Annotated in this window: 20 protein-coding genes and 1 tRNA gene; 16 read left to right on the top strand and 5 right to left on the bottom strand. The window is 65.6% G+C overall.

The genetic code is table 11. The features are described from left to right. Positions 1–64: 64 nt before the first annotated feature. From infB to ACQ5SA_RS05175, 6 genes are all read left to right on the top strand, one after another. On the top strand, positions 65–2,710 hold the full coding sequence (infB, locus tag ACQ5SA_RS05200; RefSeq protein WP_499313005.1) for a translation initiation factor IF-2: 2,646 nt from the start codon (positions 65–67) through the stop codon (positions 2,708–2,710). A gap of 99 nt (positions 2,711–2,809) precedes the next feature. Next, a complete protein-coding gene (rbfA, locus tag ACQ5SA_RS05195) occupies positions 2,810–3,193 on the top strand; it encodes a 30S ribosome-binding factor RbfA (RefSeq protein ID WP_089236289.1) in 384 nt (127 codons plus the stop codon). A 109-nt stretch (positions 3,194–3,302) separates the two neighbouring features. Beyond that, entirely contained in the window at positions 3,303–4,211 is a 909-nt protein-coding gene (gene truB, locus ACQ5SA_RS05190; protein WP_353098927.1) for a tRNA pseudouridine(55) synthase TruB, read from the top strand. A gap of 178 nt (positions 4,212–4,389) precedes the next feature. Continuing rightward, positions 4,390–4,650 (top strand): 30S ribosomal protein S15, encoded by a 261-nt coding sequence (gene rpsO / locus ACQ5SA_RS05185; RefSeq protein ID WP_005410445.1) that lies wholly within the window; start codon positions 4,390–4,392, stop codon positions 4,648–4,650. Between the two features lie 148 nt (positions 4,651–4,798). After that, positions 4,799–6,907 (top strand): polyribonucleotide nucleotidyltransferase, encoded by a 2,109-nt coding sequence (gene pnp / locus ACQ5SA_RS05180; protein WP_230112437.1) that lies wholly within the window; start codon positions 4,799–4,801, stop codon positions 6,905–6,907. A gap of 147 nt (positions 6,908–7,054) precedes the next feature. After that, entirely contained in the window at positions 7,055–8,614 is a 1,560-nt protein-coding gene (locus tag ACQ5SA_RS05175; RefSeq protein WP_499313002.1) for a winged helix-turn-helix domain-containing protein, read from the top strand. Here ACQ5SA_RS05175 and ACQ5SA_RS05170 read toward each other — a convergent pair. Together ACQ5SA_RS05170 and ACQ5SA_RS05165 are read right to left on the bottom strand one after the other, a co-directional pair. Continuing rightward, positions 8,583–9,641 carry a serine hydrolase domain-containing protein gene (locus ACQ5SA_RS05170; RefSeq protein WP_499313000.1) on the bottom strand — a complete coding sequence of 353 codons (1,059 nt, stop codon included), beginning with the start codon at positions 9,639–9,641 and terminating at the stop codon, positions 8,583–8,585. The two genes, ACQ5SA_RS05175 and ACQ5SA_RS05170, sit on opposite strands and share 32 nt — an antisense overlap. A 103-nt stretch (positions 9,642–9,744) precedes the next feature. Continuing rightward, positions 9,745–10,746 (bottom strand): tetratricopeptide repeat protein, encoded by a 1,002-nt coding sequence (locus ACQ5SA_RS05165; protein ID WP_499312999.1) that lies wholly within the window; start codon positions 10,744–10,746, stop codon positions 9,745–9,747. 205 nt (positions 10,747–10,951) lie between these two features. On the opposite strand from ACQ5SA_RS05165, the gene ACQ5SA_RS05160 reads away from it, so the two are divergent. Continuing rightward, positions 10,952–12,142, top strand: a complete 1,191-nt coding sequence (locus tag ACQ5SA_RS05160) for a glycoside hydrolase family 18 protein (protein ID WP_499312997.1) — start codon at positions 10,952–10,954, stop codon at positions 12,140–12,142. 60 nt (positions 12,143–12,202) lie between these two features. Here ACQ5SA_RS05160 and ACQ5SA_RS05155 read toward each other — a convergent pair whose 3' ends face one another. The 3 genes from ACQ5SA_RS05155 to ACQ5SA_RS05145 are packed head-to-tail and all read right to left on the bottom strand — an operon-like array spanning position 12,203 to position 14,332. Beyond that, on the bottom strand, positions 12,203–13,762 hold the full coding sequence (locus tag ACQ5SA_RS05155) for a PepSY-associated TM helix domain-containing protein (protein ID WP_499312995.1): 1,560 nt from the start codon (positions 13,760–13,762) through the stop codon (positions 12,203–12,205). Between the two features lie 10 nt (positions 13,763–13,772). Continuing rightward, positions 13,773–14,036 (bottom strand): hypothetical protein, encoded by a 264-nt coding sequence (locus tag ACQ5SA_RS05150; RefSeq protein WP_230112434.1) that lies wholly within the window; start codon positions 14,034–14,036, stop codon positions 13,773–13,775. Beyond that, a complete protein-coding gene (locus tag ACQ5SA_RS05145; protein WP_025876254.1) occupies positions 14,036–14,332 on the bottom strand; it encodes a hypothetical protein in 297 nt (98 codons plus the stop codon). The genes ACQ5SA_RS05150 and ACQ5SA_RS05145 overlap by 1 nt, the downstream gene beginning before the upstream one ends. Positions 14,333–14,750: 418 nt before the next feature. Between ACQ5SA_RS05145 and thrS the strand changes: the two genes are divergently transcribed. From thrS to ACQ5SA_RS05100, 9 genes are all read left to right on the top strand, one after another. Next, positions 14,751–16,652: a threonine--tRNA ligase gene (thrS, locus tag ACQ5SA_RS05140; RefSeq protein WP_499312993.1), complete on the top strand. Its 1,902-nt coding sequence runs from the start codon at positions 14,751–14,753 to the stop codon at positions 16,650–16,652. 49 nt (positions 16,653–16,701) lie between these two features. Beyond that, positions 16,702–17,244 carry a translation initiation factor IF-3 gene (gene infC, locus ACQ5SA_RS05135; RefSeq protein ID WP_089236282.1) on the top strand — a complete coding sequence of 181 codons (543 nt, stop codon included), beginning with the start codon at positions 16,702–16,704 and terminating at the stop codon, positions 17,242–17,244. 274 nt (positions 17,245–17,518) lie between these two features. After that, positions 17,519–17,716, top strand: a complete 198-nt coding sequence (gene rpmI / locus ACQ5SA_RS05130) for a 50S ribosomal protein L35 (RefSeq protein ID WP_002811096.1) — start codon at positions 17,519–17,521, stop codon at positions 17,714–17,716. 11 nt (positions 17,717–17,727) lie between these two features. Next, positions 17,728–18,087, top strand: coding sequence for a 50S ribosomal protein L20 (gene rplT, locus ACQ5SA_RS05125; RefSeq protein WP_005410435.1), 360 nt, complete (start codon positions 17,728–17,730; stop codon positions 18,085–18,087). Positions 18,088–18,281: 194 nt separating this feature from the next. Beyond that, on the top strand, positions 18,282–19,277 hold the full coding sequence (pheS, locus tag ACQ5SA_RS05120; RefSeq protein WP_499312991.1) for a phenylalanine--tRNA ligase subunit alpha: 996 nt from the start codon (positions 18,282–18,284) through the stop codon (positions 19,275–19,277). Positions 19,278–19,363: 86 nt separating this feature from the next. Further along, positions 19,364–21,745, top strand: coding sequence for a phenylalanine--tRNA ligase subunit beta (pheT, locus tag ACQ5SA_RS05115; protein ID WP_499312989.1), 2,382 nt, complete (start codon positions 19,364–19,366; stop codon positions 21,743–21,745). A 27-nt stretch (positions 21,746–21,772) separates the two neighbouring features. Continuing rightward, a complete protein-coding gene (locus ACQ5SA_RS05110) occupies positions 21,773–22,072 on the top strand; it encodes an integration host factor subunit alpha (RefSeq protein WP_005410432.1) in 300 nt (99 codons plus the stop codon). Then, a complete protein-coding gene (locus ACQ5SA_RS05105) occupies positions 22,053–22,409 on the top strand; it encodes a MerR family transcriptional regulator (RefSeq protein ID WP_005410431.1) in 357 nt (118 codons plus the stop codon). Before ACQ5SA_RS05110 ends, ACQ5SA_RS05105 begins: the two co-directional genes overlap by 20 nt. 67 nt (positions 22,410–22,476) lie before the next feature. Then, positions 22,477–22,553: transfer RNA gene (locus ACQ5SA_RS05100), tRNA-Pro, on the top strand. Positions 22,554–22,624: the final 71 nt, after the last annotated feature.

The following is a 22,624-nucleotide window of genomic DNA, read 5'->3' as shown; positions in this document are numbered from 1 at the left end:
TCAGGGCGTAGAATCCGCGCCACCTCCAGATGCGGGGGGGCGCCCACAAGATCATAGGATCCGAATGTCGCAGCAAACCACCATCCGCAAGCTTGCTGAACTGGTCAATACACCGGTCGAAAAACTGCTGGAACAGCTGGCTGGTGCCGGCATGAAGTTCAGCGGTCCCGACCAGGTCGTGACCAGCTCCGAGAAAGTGAAGCTCCTGGGCTTCCTTCGTCGCTCGCATGGCAAGCCCGAGCAGGCCCCGGAAGAGACTGATCAGTCTGCCAAGAAGATCACCCTCAACCGTCGCAAGCAGCAGGAAGTGACGGTCAATTCCGGTCGCAGCAAGACAACCGTGAACGTGGAAGTGCGCCAGAAGCGCACCTACGTCAAGGCCGATGGTGGTCGCGCGATGACCCCGGACGAAGAGCGTGCCGACATCCTGCGCAAGCTGGAAGAGTCGCGCGCACGCAACCTTGCCGAGCAGCAGGCACTGGCCGAGAAGGACCGCCTGCGTGACGAGGAAATCGTCCGCAAGCGCGAGGAAGAAGTCGCTGCCAAGGAGCGTGCCGAGGCCGAGAAGAAGGCGGCCGAGGAAGCTGCGGTTGCCGCCAAGGCTGCCGAGGCCCTGGCTGCCAGCAAGCCCAAGGTGCGTGCTCCTATCGACGAAACCGCGCCGCGCCCGCCGCGCGCTCCGGCTGCAGCCCCGGCTGCTCCGCGTAGTGCAGCGCCGCCGCGCAGCGACGACCGCAACAACCGCAACGCGCCGCGCAACGAGCGTGGACCGGGTGACCGCTTTGCCGGTCAGATGCACCTGTCCGCCGCCGATCGTGCGCGCCGTGGCAACAGCAACAACAGCAACAACCGTGGTCGCCCGGGCAGCCGTCCGACGTCCGGCCGTCGCGACATGTCGCGCGGCGGTGGCAACTCCGGCCCGCACGCCTTCGAACGTCCGACCGCACCGGTCGTGCGTGAAGTGGCGATCGGCGACACCATCACCGTGGCCGACCTGGCGCAGAAGCTCGCGCTGAAGGGCGGCGAGGTGGTGAAGGCGCTGTTCAAGATGGGCGTGATGGCCACCATCACCCAGTCCATCGATCACGACACCGCCGCACTGGTCACCGAAGAGCTGGGTCACAAGGCAATCCGCGCCAGCGACAACGACGCCGAAGACGCGCTGTTGGCATCGGCGGGTGAGAACAAGGGCGAGGCCGTGCAGCGTCCGCCGGTGGTCACCATCATGGGCCACGTCGACCACGGCAAGACCTCGCTGCTGGATTACATCCGTCGCACCAAGGTCGCCACCGGCGAAGCCGGCGGCATCACCCAGCACATCGGTGCGTACCACGTTGAAACGCCGAAGGGCGTCATCAGCTTCCTGGATACCCCGGGCCACGCCGCGTTCACCTCGATGCGTGCCCGTGGTGCCAAGCTGACCGACATCGTGGTGCTGGTCGTGGCTGCCGATGACGGCGTCATGCCGCAGACCAAGGAAGCGATCCAGCACGCCCGTTCGGCGGGTGTGCCGCTGATCGTGGCGATCAACAAGATCGACAAGTCCGGTGCCGACCCGATGCGGGTCAAGAACGAGCTGCTCTCCGAGCAGGTCGTGGCCGAAGACTTTGGTGGCGACACCCAGATGGTGGAGATCTCGGCCAAGACCGGCCTGGGCATCGACGATCTGCTGGAAGCTGTTTCGGTCCAGGCTGAGCTGCTGGAACTGAAGGCGGTCGACGAGGGTCGTGCCAACGGCGTAGTCATCGAATCGTCGCTGGACAAGGGCCGTGGCCCGATCGCGACGGTGCTGGTGCAGCAGGGCCGCCTGAAGAAGGGCGATTACCTGGTGTGCGGTATCCAGTACGGCCGCGTGCGTGCGCTGTTCGACGAAACCGGCAAGCAGCCGGAGTTCGCTGGCCCGTCCATCCCGGTGCAGGTCCTGGGCCTGTCCGGCGTGCCGGAAGCCGGTGACGACTTCGTCGTCGTCGACGACGAGCGTCTGGCCAAGGACGTTGCCCAGCAGCGTGAGACCAAGCGCCGCGAATCGCGCCTGGTCGCCACCGCTGGCAGCCGCATGGAAGACATCATGGCGACCCTGGGCAAGGGCGAGGGCCAGCAGGTTCTCAACCTGGTCATCAAGGCCGACGTGCAGGGTTCGGTGCAGGCGTTGAGCCAGGCCCTGGTGGCGCTGTCCAACGACGACATCCGCATCAACGTGATCCACTCCGGCGTGGGCGGCATCACCGAGTCGGACGCCAATTCGGCCGCCGCTTCGAAGGCCACCGTCATCGGCTTCAACGTGCGTGCGGATGCTTCGGCCCGTCGCATCATCGAATCCAACGGCGTGGACCTGCGTTACTTCTCGATCATCTATGACGTGATCGATCAGGTGAAGCAGGTGGCCTCCGGTCTGCTGGGCGTGGAGATCCGCGAAGAGATCATCGGTATCGCCGAGGTCCGCGACGTCTTCCGCAGCTCCAAGCTGGGTGCCGTCGCCGGCAGCATGGTCATCGAGGGTGTGGTCAAGCGCAACAAGCCGATCCGCGTCCTGCGCGACAGCGTGGTGATCTTCGAAGGCGAGCTGGAATCGCTGCGCCGCTTCAAGGAAAACGTCGAGGAAGTCCGCAACGGTACCGAGTGTGGTATCGCGGTGAAGGCCTACAACGACGTCAAGCCGGGTGACCAGATCGAGTGCTTCGAGCGTATCGAAGTGCCGCGCACCCTGTAATGCTGCAACGGACCGGCCCTCACGGGCCGGTCTCGTTTCATCCCGTAAACTGTAGGGCCTGACCTTGGTCGGGCCACAATCGAATCAAGAGCCTGCCGCGTGCCCAAGACTTTCCATCGAACCGACCGTGTCTCCGCCCAGCTGCGCCGTGAACTCGGCACCCTGGTGCACAACGCCGTGCGAGAGCATGGGTTGCCCTCGGTGAGCGTGTCCGACGTGGAAATCACCCGCGACATGGCCCACGCCAAGGTGTTCGTAACCGCGCTGATGCCGGAACGTTCGGTTGAGGCGATGAAGGGCCTGAAGGAACTGGCCTGGGGCCTGCGCATGGAACTGGCGCGCGCGATGAAGCTGCGGCACGTGCCGGAGCTGCATTTCCACTACGACGACTCGGTCGATCGTGGCGAGCGCATCGACAATCTGCTGCGCGACCTGCCCGATACCGTGGCCGCCGAAAAGCGTCGCGAAGGCGACGAAGAATAACCGCGCGACGCCGGGCATGCCCGGCGTTGTTGCATTCCGGCTGCGCGATGTCTGATGCAGACCGCGCTGCGCGCTCGCCGGGCATGGCCCGGCGCTACCCGTACTTGTCATGACCCGAATTCAGTTCCGCCGCCTGGATGGCATCCTGCTGCTCGACAAGCCCACCGGCATGAGCTCCAACGCCGCGCTGCAGGTCGCCCGTCGCCTGTTCCGTGCGGAAAAGGGTGGCCACACCGGCAGCCTTGACCCGCTGGCCACCGGCCTGTTGCCGTTGTGCTTCGGCGAGGCCACCAAGATCGCCGGCCTGCTGCTGGGTTCGGCCAAGGCCTACGACGCCGAGATCGTGCTGGGCCAGACCACCGATACCGACGACGCCGAGGGCCAGGTGCTGCTCGAGCGTCCGGTGCCCGCGATCAGCCCTGAGACCCTGCAGGCGGCGATCACGCCATTGCTGGGCGACATCCTGCAGCGTGCGCCGATCTATTCCGCGCTCAAGCAGGGTGGGGAACCGCTCTATGTGAAGGCCCGCCGTGGCGACGCCATCGAAGCGCCCGAGCGCCAGGTCAAGGTCCACGCCATCGAGATACTGGAGCAGCAGCCCCAGCGGCTGCGGCTGCGGGTCACCTGCGGCTCGGGCACCTATATCCGCAGTCTGGCCCGTGACCTTGGTGAAACGCTGGGCTGCGGCGCGCACATCAGTGCCCTGCGTCGCTTGTGGGTCGAGCCGTTCCACGCGCCGGCGATGGTCACCCTGGAGCAGCTGCGGGCCCTGGTGGAAGCACAGGACGAGGACGCCATGGATGCGCTGCTGCTGCCGCTGGTGGCGGGCCTATCCGAGTATCCACGGGTCGATCTGGACGCCGAGCAGGTCCAGCGCTTCTGCGTGGGCCAGCGCCAGCGTGACCCTTCCTGGCCGCGCGGCCTGGTGGTCGTGTTCGGTCCTGAATCGGTGGTGCAGGGCCTCGGCCAGGTCGATGATGGCGGTCTGCTGGCCCCGCAGCGTCGCTTCAACCTCTGAACGGGGAGGCCCGGTTCAGCCCCGGACCTTGTTCCAAAGCCCCCTGGCCGTTACAATTTCGCGGCCGTTTTACGGCAGCCTGCCGAAGGCGGGTTTCATCCCTTTGTTTGTTCACGGCGAGCCAAGCGGTGCGCGAAAGCGCGTTCCTGCCGGCCACGCATCACAGAGAAAAAAAGACATGTCGATCGACACCCAGAAGGTCATTGAAGACAACAAGCGCAGCTCGGCTGATACCGGCTCCCCGGAAGTCCAGGTTGCACTGCTGACCGCCCGCATCGAACTGCTGACCGGCCACTTCAAGACCCACAAGAAGGATCACCACAGCCGCCGCGGTCTGCTGCAGATGGTCAACCGCCGCCGCAGCCTGCTCGACTACCTGAAGAAGAAGGACGTCGAGCGTTACAAGGCCCTGATCGAGAAGCTTGGCCTGCGTCGCTAAGCAACGAATCCCCCGCGGCGCAGCGATGCGCCGCGGTTTTGTTTTGTAGCACCGCAATACCTTTTTCAGATCGGAACGACCGGTCATCCGTTGGCGGCAAGGGTCGCCCTCGGTCCATTCGCAGACAGCATCCCCAAGGACACCCTCCGTGGCAAAAATCACCAAAACCTTCCAGTACGGCAAGCACACCGTCACGCTTGAGACCGGCGAAATCGCCCGCCAGGCCGGTGGCGCCGTCATCGTCAAGTTCGACGACACCGTGCTGCTGGTCTCCGCCGTTGCCGCCAAGAGCGCGCGTGAGGGCCAGGACTTCTTCCCCCTGACCTGTGACTACCAGGAGAAGTTCTACGCCGGTGGCCGTATCCCGGGTGGCTTCTTCAAGCGCGAAGGCCGCGCGACCGAGAAGGAAACCCTGATCTCGCGTCTGATCGATCGTCCGATCCGTCCGCTGTTCCCGGAAGACTACAAGAACGAAGTCCAGATCATCGCCACGGTGATGTCGCTGAACCCGGACATCGATGGTGACATCGCTGCCCTGATCGGTGCCTCGGCTGCGCTGTCGCTGGCCGGTACCCCGTTCAAGGGTCCGATCGCCGCCGCCAAGGTCGGTTACAAGAATGGTGAGTACATCCTCAACCCGACCGTGACCGAACTGAAGGATTCGGAGCTGGAGCTGGTTGTCGCCGGTACCGCCAATGCCGTGCTGATGGTCGAATCCGAAGCCGCGCTGCTGTCCGAAGACGTGATGCTGGGCGCTGTGACCTTCGGCCACCGCGAAATGCAGAAGGTCATCAACGCGATCAACGAGCTGACCGTCGAAGCCGGCACCAAGCCGTCGACCTGGGAAGCCCCGGCCAAGAACACCGCCCTGATCAGCGCCCTGCAGGAAGCCATCGGCCCGCGTCTGGGCGAAGCCTTCCAGGTGCGTGACAAGCTGCAGCGCCGCGACGCCATCTCGGCGATCAAGAAGGACGTGACCGAGTCGCTGGCTGGCCGCGTTGCCGCCGACGGCTGGAACCCGGCCGAGCTGTCGAAGGAATTCGGCGAGCTGGAATACAGCACCATGCGCAACTCGGTGCTGGACACCAAGGTCCGCATCGACGGCCGTGCGCTGGACACCGTCCGCCCGATCGCCGTGAAGACCGGCCTGCTGCCGCGTACCCACGGTTCCTCGCTGTTCACCCGCGGTGAAACGCAGGCCATCGTGACCATCACCCTGGGCACCGCCCGTGATGGCCAGGTCATCGATGCCGTCTCCGGTGAGTACAAAGAAAACTTCCTGTTCCATTACAACTTCCCCCCCTACTCGGTGGGTGAGACCGGCCGCATGATGGGCCCGAAGCGTCGCGAGATCGGTCACGGCCGTCTGGCCAAGCGCGGCGTGCTGGCAGTGATGCCGTCGCTGGAATCCTTCCCGTACACCATCCGTGTCGTGTCGGAAATCACCGAATCCAACGGCTCCTCGTCGATGGCCTCGGTCTGCGGCTCGTCGCTGGCCCTGATGGACGCCGGCGTGCCGGTGAAGGCACCGGTTGCGGGTATCGCCATGGGTCTGGTCAAGGAAGGCGATCGCTTCGTCGTCCTGTCCGACATCCTGGGTGACGAAGATCACCTGGGCGACATGGACTTCAAGGTTGCCGGTACCGCTGAGGGCATCTCCGCCCTGCAGATGGACATCAAGATCGAAGGCATCACCGAAGAGATCATGAAGCAGGCTCTGCAGCAGGCCAAGGCTGGCCGTCTGCACATCCTGGGCGAAATGGCCCACGGCCTGACCGCTCCGCGCGAAGAGCTGTCGGACTACGCGCCGCGTCTGCTGACCATCAAGATCCACCCGGACAAGATCCGCGAAGTGATCGGCAAGGGTGGTTCGACCATTCAGGCCATCACCAAGGAAACCGGCACCCAGATCGACATCCAGGATGACGGCACCATCGTCATCGCTTCGGTCAATGCCATCGCTGCGCAGGCTGCCAAGGCCCGCATCGAGCAGATCACCTCGGACGTCGAGCCGGGCCGCATCTACGAAGGCAAGGTCGCCAAGATCATGGACTTCGGTGCGTTCGTCACCATCCTGCCGGGCAAGGACGGTCTGGTCCACGTGTCGCAGATCTCCAGCGACCGCGTCGAGAAGGTCGGCGACGTGCTGAAGGAAGGCGATGTGGTCAAGGTCAAGGTGCTGGAAGTCGACAAGCAGGGCCGTATCCGCCTGTCGATGAAGGCCGTCGAGGAAGGCGAAGGCGCCACCGCCGAGTAATCGACGGTACGTGTCAACCTTGGTTGGCACGCCTCGATGCCGGTAGGTGTCAACCTTGGTTGACACGCCGAAATGAAAAAGCGGGCTTCGGCCCGCTTTTTCTTTGCCCGCCGTTCCGCCGGCCGCACCGGCCGCTATGCTTTGCTCATGGACAGCCTGCGTCTGCTCGACCTTGAAATCGATTGCCCTGCACAGCGGGTCACCCGTGCAGGAGTCGCGTTGCCGGTCCATGGCTTGAGCTGGCGCCTGTTCGAAGTGCTGCTGGAGCGTGGTAGCGACATCGTCGATTTCGACACCCTGGCCGAACAGGTCTGGGCACCCGCAGTCGTGGGTGAAGATGCGATCAGCCAGCGGGTGAAGCTGCTGCGCCAGGCGCTGGGCGATGACAGTCGCCGCCCGCGCTATATTCGCTCGGTGCGCGGACGTGGCTATCAGCTGTGTGCCGCGCCGGTTGCGCTGGAACCGACGTCGCCGCCAACTGCACGACGCAAGTGGCCTTTGCTGGCCGGCGGTGCCGCCGCCGTTGCCGTACTGGCTACCGTGCTGCTGTGGCCTGCTACGCCATCGCCTCCGGCCGCCCAGGCATTGCTGCAGCGCGCGGAGTACTACGCCAGCATCGGCCAGGCTGGCAACAACGAGCGCGCCATTGCCCTGTACCGGCAGGCGCTGCAGGTAGATCCCGAATCCAGCAGCGCACGACGCGGGCTGTCACGTGCCTTGTCCGCGCAGGGCTGCCTGTTCAACGGCTCGGCTGCGCAGGTGGACGAAGCCCTTGTGTTGGCGGACGCCGAACTCCGCCGCGCTTCTGACGATGGTGCGGCATACGCGTTGCGCGGTTATGCCTACGACTGCCTGGGGCAGATGGGTGATGCCATTGCCGATTACCAGCGTGCCATCCAGCTGGATCCAGCAGATGAGCGCGCGCGCGCATCACTGGCCTATCTGCACCAGGAGCAGGGCCATCTCGTTCTTGCGTTGCGTGACAACCTCGCACTCAAGGCGCCCGAGCGCCTGCGTTTCCGCGACGTGCAGGTGGCACGTGAACTGGAGTTGCTGGGCTTCACCCAGGCGGCGGCACAGCGGCATGCGCGGAACTTCCAGCTGTACCCCGACAACGTCTTTGCCAACATTGCCTGGCCGCGCAGCCTGTTCGCAGCGGGTGCATCCGGGCCCGCCAGGCAGGCGCTCTCCGAAGCGCTGTCGCGCGGCACCCCGCATCCACAACTGCTGCGACTGCAGGGCGAATTGGCGCTGCAGGCCGGGGATCGCGCCGCCGCTGCCGCTGCCTTCGAGCAGGGCCGCCAACTGCGTCCGCAGCAGTCGTTCGGGCAGACCCTTGCCATGCTGTACGCAGTGCCGGGCCCATCAACGGAATGGATCGGCAACCGCCTCACGTCGCTGCAGGCACAGGCCGGTGATGGCTGGTCCGACGCCGCTCTGGAGCGGGCTCTGCTGCTGCAGGCGTCAGGCAACACCGCTGCGGCGATGGCGGCGCTTCAGCAGGCGGTCAATGATGGCTTCCGCGATGCGGCGTGGCTGCGCGCCACGCCGCTGTTCGCGCCCTTGCACAGCACTTCGGGATGGGCGCCACTGCTGGCGCGCATCGATGCCGACATCGCACGCCAACGTAGCCGGGTACTGGCTGCCGACTGGCGTCCCGCCGACCTCTCGGGCCTCAGCGCAGCGCCGGCAACAGGAACTCGGTGAGAATCCGTCGCGACTGTGGGTGGGCCAGGCTGCGGTTGTAGGCCTGGCTGGTGATCACGGCCACCGCGCGAAGCTGCGGCAGCACGAAGACGTAGTTGCCGCCATTGCCGGACATTGCCCACACCGTCTGTGGCTTGCCGTCGAGCACCAGTTTCAATCCCCACCATTGATAGCCGTAGTCACTGCCATCACCGGCCTGTGCCTGCGGTTGGATCATGGCGGCGATGTAGTCGGGCGGCAGAAGTTGTCGGCCCTGCCAGCGGCCGCCATCGAGTACCAGTTGGCCCAGCCTGGCTAGATCGCGGCTGCGGTAGCGGGTCCCGCCGCCACCCATGCCGATGCCCTCGGGCGAACGGTTCCAGTGGCTTTCCGTGATCCCCAGCGGTCGCTCCAGCACGCGCGCGGCGTAGTCTGCCAGCGGCTGACCGGTCGCCTGTTCCAGCACGGTGCCGAGCACGAAGGAATTGGCGGTGCAGTAGGCGAAGGCGCGCCCGTGCGGGCTGTCTGCCGGACGCGGCATCCATGGTGCGAATCCTTTAACCGGCAACCCCAGGGTGAAATCGAGCCAGCGTTCGGTCACGTACATGCGCTCTTCGTGGCCTGCCGAGAACGCATTCTCGTCATCGCACTCCCACAGGGAACTCATGGTCAGCAGATCTTCCACCGTGGTCTGGCGCAGGCGCGGGTCCACCGGATGGAGGGCGGTGTAGGCGGGGAAGTAGTCATAGACGCGGGCGTGTACGCCCGGCAGCTTGCCCTCGCCAATGGCAGCCCCCACCAGCAGCGCGGTTACGCTCTTGCTGGCCGAACGCACGTCGTGCAGGGTCTGCGCATCGGCGCCATTGAAGTAGCCCTCGTAGACGACCCTGCCGTCCACCTGCAGCAGCACGCTGCGGATCTGCTTCAGTTCATCGCTGGCAATCGCGTGTTCCAGCGCCTGCATGCGTGCAGGGTCGGGCGGGGCGGCAGCGCAGGGCAGGCTGAGAAGAGATGCCAGCAGGCCTGAAATGGCCAGGAGTGAACGCATGATCGGGCTCCATCGAAAGGAGCCCGATTGGGCCAGAGCACCGGCTGAAGTGCTGGAAATCCCCCTGAAGAATTCTGAAGGCCTTGCGCTGCAAGGCTCAGCGCTACACGGGCTGTTCTTCTTCGTGCCCCAGCCACCACACCTGGCCGGGCTCCGGCTCCGGAAGCGGATGCTCGCGCTGTTCAATCGCCTCCAACACGCGCCCCCTGCCTGCAGCCGTCCATACCGCCATCAGCGTCTCCACTGGGGCCCGGCCCTGTGCGGCGATACCGAGGTTGCGTTCGCTCTCCCAGCGATCGTCATCATCACGGGTCTCGTCCTCGCCACGGTCGTCATCGTGCTGGTGCGGCGTGCCATAGCTGCAGCGCAGGCACAGGTGACGCACTGACTGGGTCCAGTCCTCGACCAGACCGATGCCCGGCAAAGTCAGCGCACGCAACGCGTCAATGTCCTCTGGCCCGTCGCACTGCACGAACACGGCATGGGTTGCCATGTCCGATGGCTGCAGACGCTGCATGGCGTTGAACACCGGTACCTGACGCTCACCATGGCTGCGCTGCCCAGTGGATGCGCCGTCATGCAGCACGATGTCGCCGAAGCGGAACCCGCTCTCAGGCAGCGGTACGTTCTCCACCCGTGCACGCACCGGATCCAATCGGCGCATGTACACGGTCTCGCCGCTGGACCACGGATTCAAGCGGACACAGGCAACGCCGAAATTGCCGTCGATTGGGCCTTCGCCCTCTGGCAGTGTGATGCCGCAACGGGTCCATTGCCGGCGCGCCTCTGCCCAGTCACCGGCGCCGGTGGCGGCAATGCCGGCATTCCATGCGGTGGCCTCGTCGAATGCATCGCGCAGCTGTTCCGAGCGCAGGTTGTCCTGCAGCGATGCCGGCCAGTCGCGCAGGTACTTGTGCGCCAACCCGCGCATGTAGTGCAGATTGGGCAGTTCGGGTGTGAGTTCGATCAGCTCGCCGAACAGGGTGGTGGCTTCCGCCAGGTCGCCAGCATCGAACGCCGCATAGGCACGCGCTTCCATTGCCTGCAGCTTTTCGAGGGTTTCGTCGTCCAGCAGTTCGTCGTCTGCGTCGTGGTCTGCGGTCATGTCCGTGTGCCATTGAAGATCCAGCGCCACCTTAGCCCAGGCAGGTCGTGTGTTGTCCTGCAGCGAAGTGCTTTCGACGTTGCGCAGCCACGACCGTGTCAGCTTCCAGTGGCCGGCCACTGTCCAGCGGACGACTTGCACGGACATCCGCACCCTGGGCCGATCTGTTTGCTAACGTGGCTGCGCCTTCGACCCGGGAGTTTCCATGTTCCGCCAGACCTTGGCCGTACTTGCAGTGCTGATCGCCGGTACCCTGCCCATTGCCGCACAGGCGCAACCCGCGCAACCGCCGATCTTCGGAGCGTACTATCCCGGCGGTTCTGCCGAGCGCTATCCGGTATCGAGCATCCCGGCCGAACGACTCACCCATCTGTTCTATGCGTTCTCCACCATCGAGGACGGACGCTGTGCGATCGGTGCCGAGGCGCCTGCCAACTTCGCCGCGTTGGCCGAGCTCAAGCGCAGGCATCCGCATCTGCGCACGTTGATTTCGATCGGTGGCTGGGGCGCGGGCGGATTCTCCGACGCTGCGCTGACCGAGGCCAGCCGCAGGCGCTTGGTCGACTCGTGCATGGCGTTGTTCTTCGAGCGTCATGCCGGCAGCTTCGATGGCGTGGACATCGACTGGGAATTCCCGGTCAGCGGTGGCCCGAAGGAACTGGCGCACCGCCCGCAGGACCGTGCCAACCTGACCAAGCTTGCGCAGGCCTTCCGCGTAGCGCTTGATGCGCGTGGCAGAAAAGCGGGGCAGCCGATGCTGCTGACTGCGGCGCTGGCGGCAGGTCGCCTGCAGACTGACGGTCCGTACGATCCCGCCGCCAGCTACGATCTGCCGGCGTTGGCCAAGGTGTTCGATTTCATCAACCTGATGAGCTACGACATGGGCACCGGCTTCTCCTCGGTGTCGACCTTCAATGCCCCCCTGCATGAAGTGCCTGCTGACCCGCTGGCGCCGGAACTGCGGCGCTGGAACAACGTCGCCGGTGCCGTGCAGTACTACCGCGAGCACGGCGTACCGGCGAGCAAGCTGGTGCTGGGCGTGCCGTTCTATGGGCGCGGTTTCAAGGTCACCGGCGAGTCGGCAGATGGCTTGTACCAAGCCTACAGCGCTCCGGCCGATGCCGGTGACTGGCGGGTGATCAAGGCGCGCTATCTCGACCAGCCGGGCTGGAACAAACACTGGCAGCCGCAGGCGCAGAGCCCTTGGCTGTACAACCCGACCGAGAAGATCTTCATCAGCTATGAAGACCCGCGTTCGATCGGGCTGCGGGCGCAGTTCGCGCGCGAGCAGGGCCTGGCCGGTGTCTTCATGTGGGAGCTGACCGGTGACGACGAGCAGGCCAGCCTGCTCAACGCCATGCTGGCTCCATGGCAGAAGGCCCGCGTCGGCGACTGAGCGGTTCTGGCAGCGCCGGGCCCTGCCTGGCGCTGCAACCCGATCATCGATGGCGGGTGATCAGTTTGCCCACACGCTGTTCGGATCGCCGTTGCGGGCCCGTCGCTGGCTCGCATACGCCAGGCGGGCAAAACCAAAGGCCATCGCCAATGCCATCGCATCGATCCAGAACAACGGCCAGTGGCCGCGTGCGGCGGCCAACCACAGCCAGTCCCCGTTGAGGGCGCCGTGTGCCACCGGCACCAGCGCGGTGCTGATCGCCGCGGCCCACAGCAGCTCGCGTGCCGCCTGTGCCGGGCGGCGCAGGGCTGCCCACAGCGCACACGCGGCCCAGGTCACGAAGCAGGCCCAGCGGATGCCGTGGTCGACCTGGGCAGGGGCGACCCGCTCCAGTACCAGTGCGGCCACGAAGGCCACCGAGATCGCCACGCACAGGCCGATGCAGACACCCACCGTGGCCCGCGCCATGTTGACGGCCGTGCGTGACTGCTGCGGCTGACGGCGCTTGCGGCGCGACTCGATCCACAGCAGATTGCCCGAATAGAACAGGAAGGCGCCGCCGAGGCCGAGCAGGAAGTACAGCCAGACCACCACGCCGTTGCCGAACTCGCCGAAGTGCAGGGCATAGGCGGCACTCAGCGTGGCGTGGTTGGCATCGCGTTGGCCGGGCAGCTGGCTGGCCAGCACGCGGCCGCTTTCGACATCCAGCGCGACAGCACCAAGTGGGCCGAGCGTGCCGCTGGCCTCGCCGGTGATCTCGATGGTCGCGTTGGCATCGCCGCCATTGGCCAGTTTCAGGTAGGCCGGTTCAAAGTTGGCCACGCCCTGCGCGCGCGCCACTTCCAGCGCCCGTGCGTGCAGTTCGCGCAGGCTGCCCGGTGCAGCCGGAATGCCACTGGCTTCGCGCAGCGGCGCGGTGTCCATCGCCGTCGGCACTGCCTGCAGGGCCTTGCCGTCGTAGATCAGGGGATTGAGTACGGCCATCTGCATGAACACCAGGCAGAGCAGGGCGCCGGTTACCGCGAACATCAGATGGAACGGCAGGCTGAGCACGCCGATCACGTTGTGCGCGTCCTGCCACTGCTGCTTGAGATTGCGGCCCGGGCGCAGTGCAAACAGATCGCCCAGCAGCTTGGGCAGGTGGATCACCAGGCCGCTGAGCAGGGCCATGCCGTACAGCAGGCTGACGATGCCCATCACATAGATGCCGGCCACCGGCAGGCCCAGGCTGTAATGCAGTTCGTTGACCAGTTCGGCCAGCCCGGTCTGCGGTGGCGTCGGGCTGCCGCCGGTCTGTCCCGGCCATGCATAGCGCCAGCTGCCGTCCTCGGCCTGCCAGTAGGCCAGCGGCTGCGGATGATCGGCGCCCGGGAAGGTCATGCCGACGTGGCGACGCGCTTCCGCGTGCGTGGCCAGCACGTCGTCGAGCAGGTACTGCGCATCATCCAGGCCGGCCGGCAGCGCGGTTGCCGCGCCTGGCGTCTGCCACAGCGGGAGGTCGTGGTGGAACAGGGTCAGCGCGCCGGCATAGAACGCCACGAACAGCCCGAAGCCGGCGACCAGGCCAACCCAGGTGTGCAGGGTGGTGAACGTGCGCAGGGTCTGTGAACTGAATTTCATGGGGTCGATCTCATTGCACCGCGCCGGTCAGGCGCAGCAGGCCGAGTACGGCGAAGCCAAGGGCCGCGCAACCGGCCAGGGTCAGCCAGGCGCGCAGCGGGCTGCGGAAACTGAAGGCCCACAGCGCGGCCAGCATCCACAACGGGACGAACGCGATCAGGCTCGGCACCAGGGCCTTCTGCCACGGGCCCGGCGGTAGCCATGCGACCAGGCCGGTCACCGCAGTGGCAAGGAAGAAGCCGGCGAAGATGCCGGCGAGTGCGCGCGCCCACATCAGCGCGGCTCCACATCGGGACGGTGCCACGCGGCCAGTGCTGGCAGCAGCATGGCGGCCAGCATCCAAGTACACAGCATCGCCACCAGGCCGGCGGCAAAGCCCAGTTCGGCCATCCACAACCACAGTGCGGCCACAGCAGCGACCAGGCCGATCTGCCGGCCCAGGCGCCCGGCACGGCGCAGGCGTGGCCAGCGGCAGTGCGGGGAAGCGGCATAGAAGGCCAGCGCGGAGAACATCGCCGACAGCATGCCGAGGCTGCAGAAGCCAAGGGTCGACAGGCCAACGGTGATCATTGCGGGCTCCGAGCCCGGCACTCGGCCGGTGAACGCGGGGCACGGGCGGGACCGGCAGGCGCCGGTCGGGGCGGGTGGCGCATTGCAGGGTCCTGGGGGAAGCGGGCAAGCCGGCACGGAGGCTGGCTGCGCGCACATGGTAATCATTGCGTTTTCACGCCGCCAGCGAGCGCCATTCAGGCGCCGCTTGGGCTTTGTCGGCCACTGGTTTAAGATCATCGGCAACCACATCCTGGAACCAAGGTGGCCCGCGCACTGCGCCGGCCGAGCGTGCGACATGAGCACTACCACCGCCCACTGTTGACCTGCCCCGAAGGCCCTGTATTCCAGGCGCCCTCGCGGCGCTTTTTTATTGCCCGGGCGCTGGCCCGGGAGCGCTTTCCAGCCCGCCCGGCGGGCCCCGCATGAAGCCATTGCAATGATCACGATTACCCTTCCCGACGGCAGCCGCCGCGAATTCGAACATCCCGTCAGCGTCATGGACGTCGCCCAGTCGATCGGCGCCGGCCTGGCCAAGGCCACCATCGCCGGTTCGGTCGATGGCGTGCTGGTCGATGCCAGTGACGTCATCGACCACGACGCCTCCCTGCGCATCATCACCGCCAAGGACGAGGAGGGCGTGGAAATCATCCGCCACTCCAGCGCCCACCTGGTCGGCCACGCGGTCAAGCAGCTGTACCCGGACGTGAAGATGGTGATCGGTCCGGTGATCGCCGAGGGCTTCTATTACGACATCTATTCCGAGCGCCCGTTCACCCCCGAAGACATGGCGGCGATCGAGAAGCGCATGGGCGAGCTGATCGCCCAGGACTACGACGTGGTCAAGAAGGTCACCCCGCGCGCGGAGGTCATCGAGATCTTCAAGGCGCGTGGCGAGGACTACAAGCTGCGCCTGATCGAGGACATGTCGCCTGACATCCAGGCGATGGGCATGTACTACCACCAGGAATACGTGGACATGTGCCGCGGCCCGCACGTGCCCAACACGCGCTTCCTGAAGGCCTTCAAGCTGACCCGCATTTCCGGCGCCTATTGGCGCGGTGATGCGCAGAACGAGCAGCTGCAGCGCGTCTACGGCACCGCCTGGGCCGACAAGAAGCAGCTCGATGCGTACATCAAGCGCATCGAAGAAGCGGAGATGCGCGACCACCGTCGCATCGGCAAGCAGCAGGACCTGTTCCACCTGCAGGAAGAGGCCCCGGGCCTGGTGTTCTGGCACCCGAAGGGCTGGGCGCTGTGGCAGGTGGTCGAGCAGTACATGCGCAAGGTGTACCGCAGCACCGGCTACGGCGAAGTGCGCTGCCCGCAGATCCTGGACGTGTCGCTGTGGCAGAAGTCGGGCCACTGGGACAACTACCAGGACGCGATGTTCTTCACCGAGTCGGAGAAGCGTACCTACGCGCTCAAGCCGATGAACTGCCCGGGCCACGTGCAGGTGTTCAACCAGGGGCTGCACAGCTACCGCGATCTGCCGATCCGCTACGGTGAGTTTGGCGCCTGCCACCGCAACGAGCCGTCCGGCGCGCTGCACGGCATCCTGCGCGTGCGTGGCTTCACCCAGGACGACGGTCACGTGTTCTGCACCGAAGACCAGGTCGAGGCGGAAGTGACCGCGTTCCACCAGCAGGCGCTGGCGGTATACCAGCACTTCGGCTTCGAGGAGATCCAGGTCAAGATCGCGCTGCGCCCCGAATCGCGCCTGGGCGATGACGCCACCTGGGACAAGGCGGAGGGCGCGCTGCGCTCGGCACTGTCCAGCTGCGGGGTGGAATGGCAGGAACTTCCGGGCGAGGGCGCCTTCTACGGCCCGAAGATCGAGTACCACCTGAAGGACGCCATTGGCCGTACCTGGCAGCTGGGCACCATGCAGGTCGACTTCATGATGCCCGGCCGTCTGGGCGCTGAATACGTGGACGAAAACAGCCAGAAGAAGCATCCGGTGATGCTGCACCGGGCCATCGTCGGCTCGATGGAGCGTTTCCTGGGCATCCTGATCGAGCACCATGCCGGTCAGTTCCCGGCTTGGCTGGCGCCGACCCAGGTGGTGGTGGCCAATATCACCGATGCGCAGGCTGAATACGTGTCTGCCGTGACCAAAAGCCTTGCGGATCAAGGCTTCCGCGTCAGCGCCGATTTGCGTAACGAGAAGATCGGCTATAAGATTCGCGAGCACACGCTGCAGCGCGTGCCGTACCTGCTGGTCATTGGTGACCGCGAGAAGGAAAACGGCGCTGTGGCGGTGCGTACGCGTTCTGGCGAAGATCTCGGCAGCATGAGCCTTCAGGCCTTCACCGAGCGGCTCCAGGCCGAGGGCGCGTAAACAAAGGTCCGGCCCGTGCGCATTGGCGCCCGGGCCGGGTTCGACACCCTTGGGAGATCGCAATATCAGTACCCCTGACAACAAACAGAACCGCAAGAATCAGGAAATCCGTGTGCCGCGCGTCCGCGTGATCGGCAGTGACGGAGAAATGATTGGCGTGTTGACGCGAGACGAAGCGTTGTCCATGGCCGAAGATGAAGGCCTGGACCTGGTCGAGATCCAGCCGCAGGCCGACCCGCCGGTGTGCAAGATCATGGACTTCGGCAAGTTCAAGTTCGAAGCCCAGAAGAAGGCCAGCGAGGCCAAGAAGAAGACCAAGCAGGTCGAGATCAAGGAAGTGAAGTTCCGTCCGGTTACGGACGAGGGCGACTACCAGATCAAGCTGCGCAAGATGCGCGGTTTCCTTGAAGAAGGCGACAAGATCAAGGTCAACATCCGTTTCCGTGGCCGTGAAATGAGCCACCAGGAACTGGGTCGCGAGATGGCCAGCCGGATCGAGGGTGATCTGGGCGAGGACATCGTCATCGAATCCCGTCCGCGCCTGGAAGGGCGTCAGATGGTGATGATGATCGCGCCGAAGAAGAAGACCTGAGGCCTGACGGGCTGCCTCGCGGGGCGCCTGGCGGCTGAATGGATGAAGGTGAAGGGGCGCCGATGGCGTCCTTTTGCTTTTCCGGGGCCGGCGCAGCCGGGATGCGGATGAAAAGCTGTCTGGGGGCTGGTTACAGGGCGGTTTTGCCTGTATCATGCCCGGCTCGACCCACCCAGGACGGGTCGTACGCCGATCATGGCAGGACGGAAAGAGCGGCCCAGGCCGCCGCCAGATCAGTCAGAAACCAGGGTCATATCCCATCAAGGACATTGCAATGCCCAAGATCAAGACCAACCGGGCGGCGGCCAAGCGTTTCCGCAAGACCGCCTCGGGCAAGTACAAGTGCGGCCACGCCAACCGTAGCCACATCCTCACGAAGAAAGCGACCAAGCGTAAGCGTAACCTGCGTCAGACGAATCACGTCCGCGCAGAAGACGCAGGCCGTCTGGACCGCATGCTCCCTTACCTCTGAGGAACTGAAAAATGGCACGAGTTAAGCGTGGCGTACAGGCGCGTCGCCGCCACAAGAAAATCCTTGATCTGGCGAAGGGCTACTACAATGCCCGTCGCAAGGTCTTCCGCGTCGCCAAGCAGGCGGTCATCAAGGCACAGCAGTACGCCTACATCGGCCGTAAGCAGAAGAAGCGCAACTTCCGTTCGCTGTGGATCACCCGCATCAACGCGGCTGCCCGCATCAACGGCCTGAGCTACAGCCGTTTCATGAACGGCCTGCTGAAGGCTGGCATCACCCTGGACCGTAAGGTTCTGGCTGACATCGCCGTGCACGACGCAGCTGGCTTTGCTGCACTGGCCGAAAAGGCCAAGGGCGCACTGGCGGCATAAGTCCTTCCCGATGCCGTTGCCGTTCACGGAGAACGGTGTCAGGTAAAGGCAATGCATGGGGAAGGGCGCAAGTCCTTCCCCATTCTTTTTTGTGCCGGGCGCAGCTGTGCAGATGGCGGGCGACCGGCATGCGGTTGCGACGGCGCGGCCCTTCGCGCATCGCGATGGCAGACCGACTGGAGTTCCGGCTACCCATGAGCGACATCCAATCCCTCACTTCCCAGGCGCTGGCCGATGTGGCCGCCGCGCAGAGCCCGGACGCGCTGGAACAGCTGCGCGTGGCCCTGCTTGGCAAGAGCGGCAGCATCACCTCGCAGCTGAAACAGCTCGGTGCGCTGCCGGCCCACGAACGCAAGGCGGCCGGTGAGGCCATCAACCAGGCCCGCGACGCGCTGAGCAGCGCGCTGGGCGAGCGCAAGGCAGTGCTGGAAGATGCCGCACTCGATGCGCGCCTAGCCGCCGAGGCGATCGACATCACGCTGCCGGGCCGCAGTGGCGAACGCGCCGGCCTGCACCCGATCACCCGCACCCTCGAGCGCATCACCGGCATCTTCGGCCGGCTGGGCTACGAGTTGTCCGAAGGGCCGGAGATCGAGGACGACTGGCATAACTTCGAGGCGCTGAACTTCCCGCCGCACCATCCGGCGCGCGCCATGCATGACACCTTCTATTTCGGTGACGGCCGACTGCTGCGCACGCATACCTCCGGTGTGCAGGTGCGCTACATGGGCGAGCACCAGCCGCCGCTGCGCATGATCGCCGCCGGCAAGGTCTACCGCAGCGACAGCGACCAGACCCATTCGCCGATGTTCCACCAGGTCGAAGGCCTGCTGGTCGACGAGCACTCGACCTTCGCCGACCTGAAGGGCACGTTGTCCGAGTTCGTGCGCGCGTTCTTCGAGCGCGATTTCGAGATGCGCTTCCGCCCCAGCTACTTCCCCTTCGTCGAACCCGGCGCGGAAGTGGACATCGCCTGGCAGCAGCCCGATGGCAGCACCCGCTGGCTGGAAGTGCTGGGCTGCGGCATGGTCCACCCGAACGTGCTGCGCAACGTCGGCATCGATCCGGAGCGCTACACCGGCTTTGCCTTCGGCCTGGGCGTGGAGCGTTTTGCGATGCTGCGCTACGGCGTCAACGACCTGCGCGCGTTCTTCGAGAATGATGTGCGGTTCCTGAAGCAGTTCGCGTAAGCCACAGCCATGTCGTGCCGGGCCACGCCCGGCTGCACTTGAATCCGAAGCCCAGGCGCATGCGCCGGGCCCACCAGGGTGACCCCATGAAATTCTCCGAAAACTGGCTGCGCAGCCACGTCCCCACCACTGCCTCGCGCGATGAGCTCAGCGCGGTGCTGACCGCCATCGGCCTGGAAGTGGAAGAGGTGACCGCGCTCGGCGATGGCCTGCAGCACGTGGTCGTGGCTCGTATCGTCGAGGCCGAACGCCATCCCGAAGCCGACCGCCTGCAGGTGTGCAAGGTTGATGCGGGGCAGGCTGAGCTGCTGCAGATCGTCTGTGGTGCGCCGAATGCGCGCCCGGGCCTGGTCGCGTCGCTGGCGATGGTCGGTGCGCAGATCGGTGAATTGAAGATCAAGCCGGCCAAGCTGCGCGGCGTCGAGTCCAACGGCATGCTGTGCTCGGCCAAGGAGCTGGGCCTGGACAACGATGCCTCCGGCCTGCTGGAACTGCCGGACGATGCGCCGGTCGGCCAGACCCTGGTGGAGTACCTCGGCCTGCCGGACGCCAGCATCGAGATCAAGCTGACCCCGAACCGCGCCGACTGCTTCAGCATCCGCGGCATCGCCTACGACGTCGCTGCTGCCACGCGCAGCGAAGTACTGGATTTCATCGCAGAGCCGATCGCCGCCCACGGCAACCGTGAGCTGGCGATCCAGCTCGACGCCGGTGCCGAAGCGCCGCGCTATCTCGGACGTGTCATCGAAGGTGTCAACGCCGCGGCGAAGACTCCGTTGTGGATGGCCGAGCGCCTGCGCCGCAGTGGTGTGCGCCCGGTATCGCTGCTGGTCGACATCACCCAGTACGTGATGCTCGAGCTGGGCCAGCCGATGCACGCCTACGATCTCGGCACCCTGCAGGGCACGATCGGTGTGCGCCGTTCGCGCGCCGGCGAAAGCCTGAAGCTGCTGGACGGCCGCGACGCTGCGCTGGACGACAGCTTCCTGGTGGTCACCGACGCTGATCGCGCGGTCGGCCTGGCCGGCCTGATGGGCGGCTTCGATACGCGCGTTACCGATGCCACCACCGCCGTGTTCCTGGAAGCGGCGCACTTCGCGCCGGCCGCGATCATGGGCCGTGGCCGCAAGCTGGGCCTGCACACCGATGCCGGCCACCGTTTCGAGCGTGGCGTCGACCCGGCGCTGCCGCGTACCGCCATCGAATACGCCACCCGCCTGGTGCTGGACCTGGCCGGTGGTACCCCGGCGCCGGTGACCGAGGCGGTACATGCGGCCGACCTGCCGCAGCCGGCCACGATCCTGCTGCGCCGCGCACGCATCACCCGCGTGCTGGGCATCACCATCGAAGACGCGGAAGTCGAGCGCATCCTGCGCGCGCTGGGCATGCAGGTGGTGGTCGTTGGCGAAGGCTGGCAGGTCACCGCGCCGAGCCGCCGCTTCGACATCGCCATCGAAGAAGACCTGATCGAGGAGCTGGCCCGGATCCACGGTTACGAGCAGATCCCGACCACGTTGCCGGGTGGTGCATCGCGTGTTGCGATGCCGACCGAGACCCAGCTGGACACGCTCAGCGTGCGCTGCCAGCTGGTTGCCCGCGACCTGCAGGAAACCGTCAATTTCGCCTTCGTCGACGACGCATTGCTTAGCCAGTGGCAGCTGCGCGACAACCTGGTGCCGCTGGCCAACCCGCTGTCGGCCGAGCTGGCGGTGATGCGTCCGGCGCTGCTGCCGGGCCTGGTCGCCACCTTGGGCCGCAATGCGGCCCGCCAGCTGGGCCGCGTGCGTCTGTTCGAAATCGGCCGGGTGTTCGCCCAGCAGGCCGGTGACGGGCAACCGGCACCGCTGGAAACCTCGCGCGTGGCCGCTGCGGTCTGCGGTGACGCGCAGGCGGTGCAGTGGGGCCTGCCGACCCGCAAGGTCGATTTCCATGACCTGAAGGGCGACCTGGAATCACTGGCCGCCGCCAGTGGCGCTGTCCTGGAGTTCCGCCCGTCTACCCGTGCCTATGGCCATCCGGCGCGTTCGGCCGAGGTCTTCCGCGACGGCGCGGCGATCGGCTGGATCGGTCAGATCCACCCGCGCCTGGCCAAGGCGATGGACATCGATGTAGACGTGTACGCTTTCGAGCTGGATCTGGAAGCGCTGTCCGCCCGTGCGCTGCCGCGCGCCGGTGAACTGTCGCGCTACCCGGCAGTGCGCCGCGACCTGGCTTTCCTGGTGCCTGAACAGGTGGCCTGGAGTGACCTGGCCGCGACCATCCGCCAGGCCGCCGGCCCGCTGCTGCGCGAGCTGAACCTGTTCGACCGCTATGTCGGCCAAGGCGTCGAGCCGGGATTCAAGAGTCTCGCTATGGGCTTGATTTTGCAGGACAAGTCGCGCACTCTGACGGACCGCGACGTGGAAGCGGTAGTGGCCGAGGCGGTCACTGCCATCGAGCGTGAACACCACGCCCGGATCCGCGGCTGAGCGGGCAGCACTCGGGGGTAGCAGGCAATGGCATTGACCAAGGCGGAGATGGCGGAAAAGCTGTTCGACGAAGTCGGTCTGAACAAGCGGGAAGCCAAGGAATTCGTCGACGCGTTCTTCGATGTGCTGCGTGAAGCATTGGAACAGGGACGTCAGGTGAAGCTGTCGGGCTTTGGCAATTTCGACCTGCGGCGCAAGAACCAGCGCCCGGGTCGCAACCCCAAGACCGGCGAGGAAATTCCGATTTCCGCTCGTACGGTGGTTACCTTCCGTCCGGGCCAGAAGCTCAAGGAGAGGGTGGAAGCTTATGCTGGATCCGGGCAGTAACCGCGAACTTCCGCCGATTCCGGCCAAGCGCTACTTCACCATCGGTGAAGTCAGCGAACTGTGTGACGTCAAGCCGCACGTGCTGCGCTACTGGGAAACCGAGTTTCCCAGTCTCGAGCCGGCCAAGCGCCGTGGCAACCGTCGTTACTACCAGCGTCACGACGTGCTGATGGTGCGGCAGATCCGCAGCCTGTTGTACGAACAGGGCTACACCATCGGTGGCGCGCGCCTGCGCCTGGATGGTCCGGATGCGCGCGAGGAATCGGCCTTGAGCAACCAGATCATCAAGCAGGTGCGTATGGAACTGGAAGAAGTGCTGCAACTGCTGCGTCGCTGACCCATTTCCGCCGTAATCCGCTATACTTCACGGCCCGCCGCACTGGCGGGTACATCGCAGCATCAGTCGGGGCGTAGCGCAGCCTGGTAGCGCATCTGCCTGGGGGGCAGAGGGTCGTCGGTTCGAATCCGGCCGTCCCGACCACTGTGATGAAACAGACAAGCCTGCGCAGCGATGCGTGGGCTTTTTTGTTGCAGCGTTGTATCCTGCGCGCA

Source organism: Stenotrophomonas indicatrix (assembly GCF_050573115.1).
Lineage (GTDB): Bacteria > Pseudomonadota > Gammaproteobacteria > Xanthomonadales > Xanthomonadaceae > Stenotrophomonas > Stenotrophomonas lactitubi_A.
This window is presented reverse-complemented; position numbering and strand designations above follow the sequence as displayed.

Coding starts and splice junctions, on each gene's coding strand:
- pheS (WP_499312991.1), top strand. CDS start 18,282: ATGAGCGACATCCAATCCCTCACTTCCCAGGCGCTGGCCGATGTGGCC.
- ACQ5SA_RS05110 (WP_005410432.1), top strand. CDS start 21,773: ATGGCATTGACCAAGGCGGAGATGGCGGAAAAGCTGTTCGACGAAGTC.
- rplT (WP_005410435.1), top strand. CDS start 17,728: ATGGCACGAGTTAAGCGTGGCGTACAGGCGCGTCGCCGCCACAAGAAA.
- infB (WP_499313005.1), top strand. CDS start 65: ATGTCGCAGCAAACCACCATCCGCAAGCTTGCTGAACTGGTCAATACA.
- ACQ5SA_RS05175 (WP_499313002.1), top strand. CDS start 7,055: ATGGACAGCCTGCGTCTGCTCGACCTTGAAATCGATTGCCCTGCACAG.
- rpsO (WP_005410445.1), top strand. CDS start 4,390: ATGTCGATCGACACCCAGAAGGTCATTGAAGACAACAAGCGCAGCTCG.
- ACQ5SA_RS05155 (WP_499312995.1), bottom strand. CDS start 13,762: ATGAAATTCAGTTCACAGACCCTGCGCACGTTCACCACCCTGCACACC.
- ACQ5SA_RS05105 (WP_005410431.1), top strand. CDS start 22,053: ATGCTGGATCCGGGCAGTAACCGCGAACTTCCGCCGATTCCGGCCAAG.
- ACQ5SA_RS05165 (WP_499312999.1), bottom strand. CDS start 10,746: ATGACCGCAGACCACGACGCAGACGACGAACTGCTGGACGACGAAACC.
- thrS (WP_499312993.1), top strand. CDS start 14,751: ATGATCACGATTACCCTTCCCGACGGCAGCCGCCGCGAATTCGAACAT.
- ACQ5SA_RS05170 (WP_499313000.1), bottom strand. CDS start 9,641: ATGCGTTCACTCCTGGCCATTTCAGGCCTGCTGGCATCTCTTCTCAGC.
- rpmI (WP_002811096.1), top strand. CDS start 17,519: ATGCCCAAGATCAAGACCAACCGGGCGGCGGCCAAGCGTTTCCGCAAG.
- ACQ5SA_RS05145 (WP_025876254.1), bottom strand. CDS start 14,332: ATGATCACCGTTGGCCTGTCGACCCTTGGCTTCTGCAGCCTCGGCATG.
- pheT (WP_499312989.1), top strand. CDS start 19,364: ATGAAATTCTCCGAAAACTGGCTGCGCAGCCACGTCCCCACCACTGCC.
- truB (WP_353098927.1), top strand. CDS start 3,303: ATGACCCGAATTCAGTTCCGCCGCCTGGATGGCATCCTGCTGCTCGAC.
- ACQ5SA_RS05160 (WP_499312997.1), top strand. CDS start 10,952: ATGTTCCGCCAGACCTTGGCCGTACTTGCAGTGCTGATCGCCGGTACC.
- ACQ5SA_RS05150 (WP_230112434.1), bottom strand. CDS start 14,036: ATGTGGGCGCGCGCACTCGCCGGCATCTTCGCCGGCTTCTTCCTTGCC.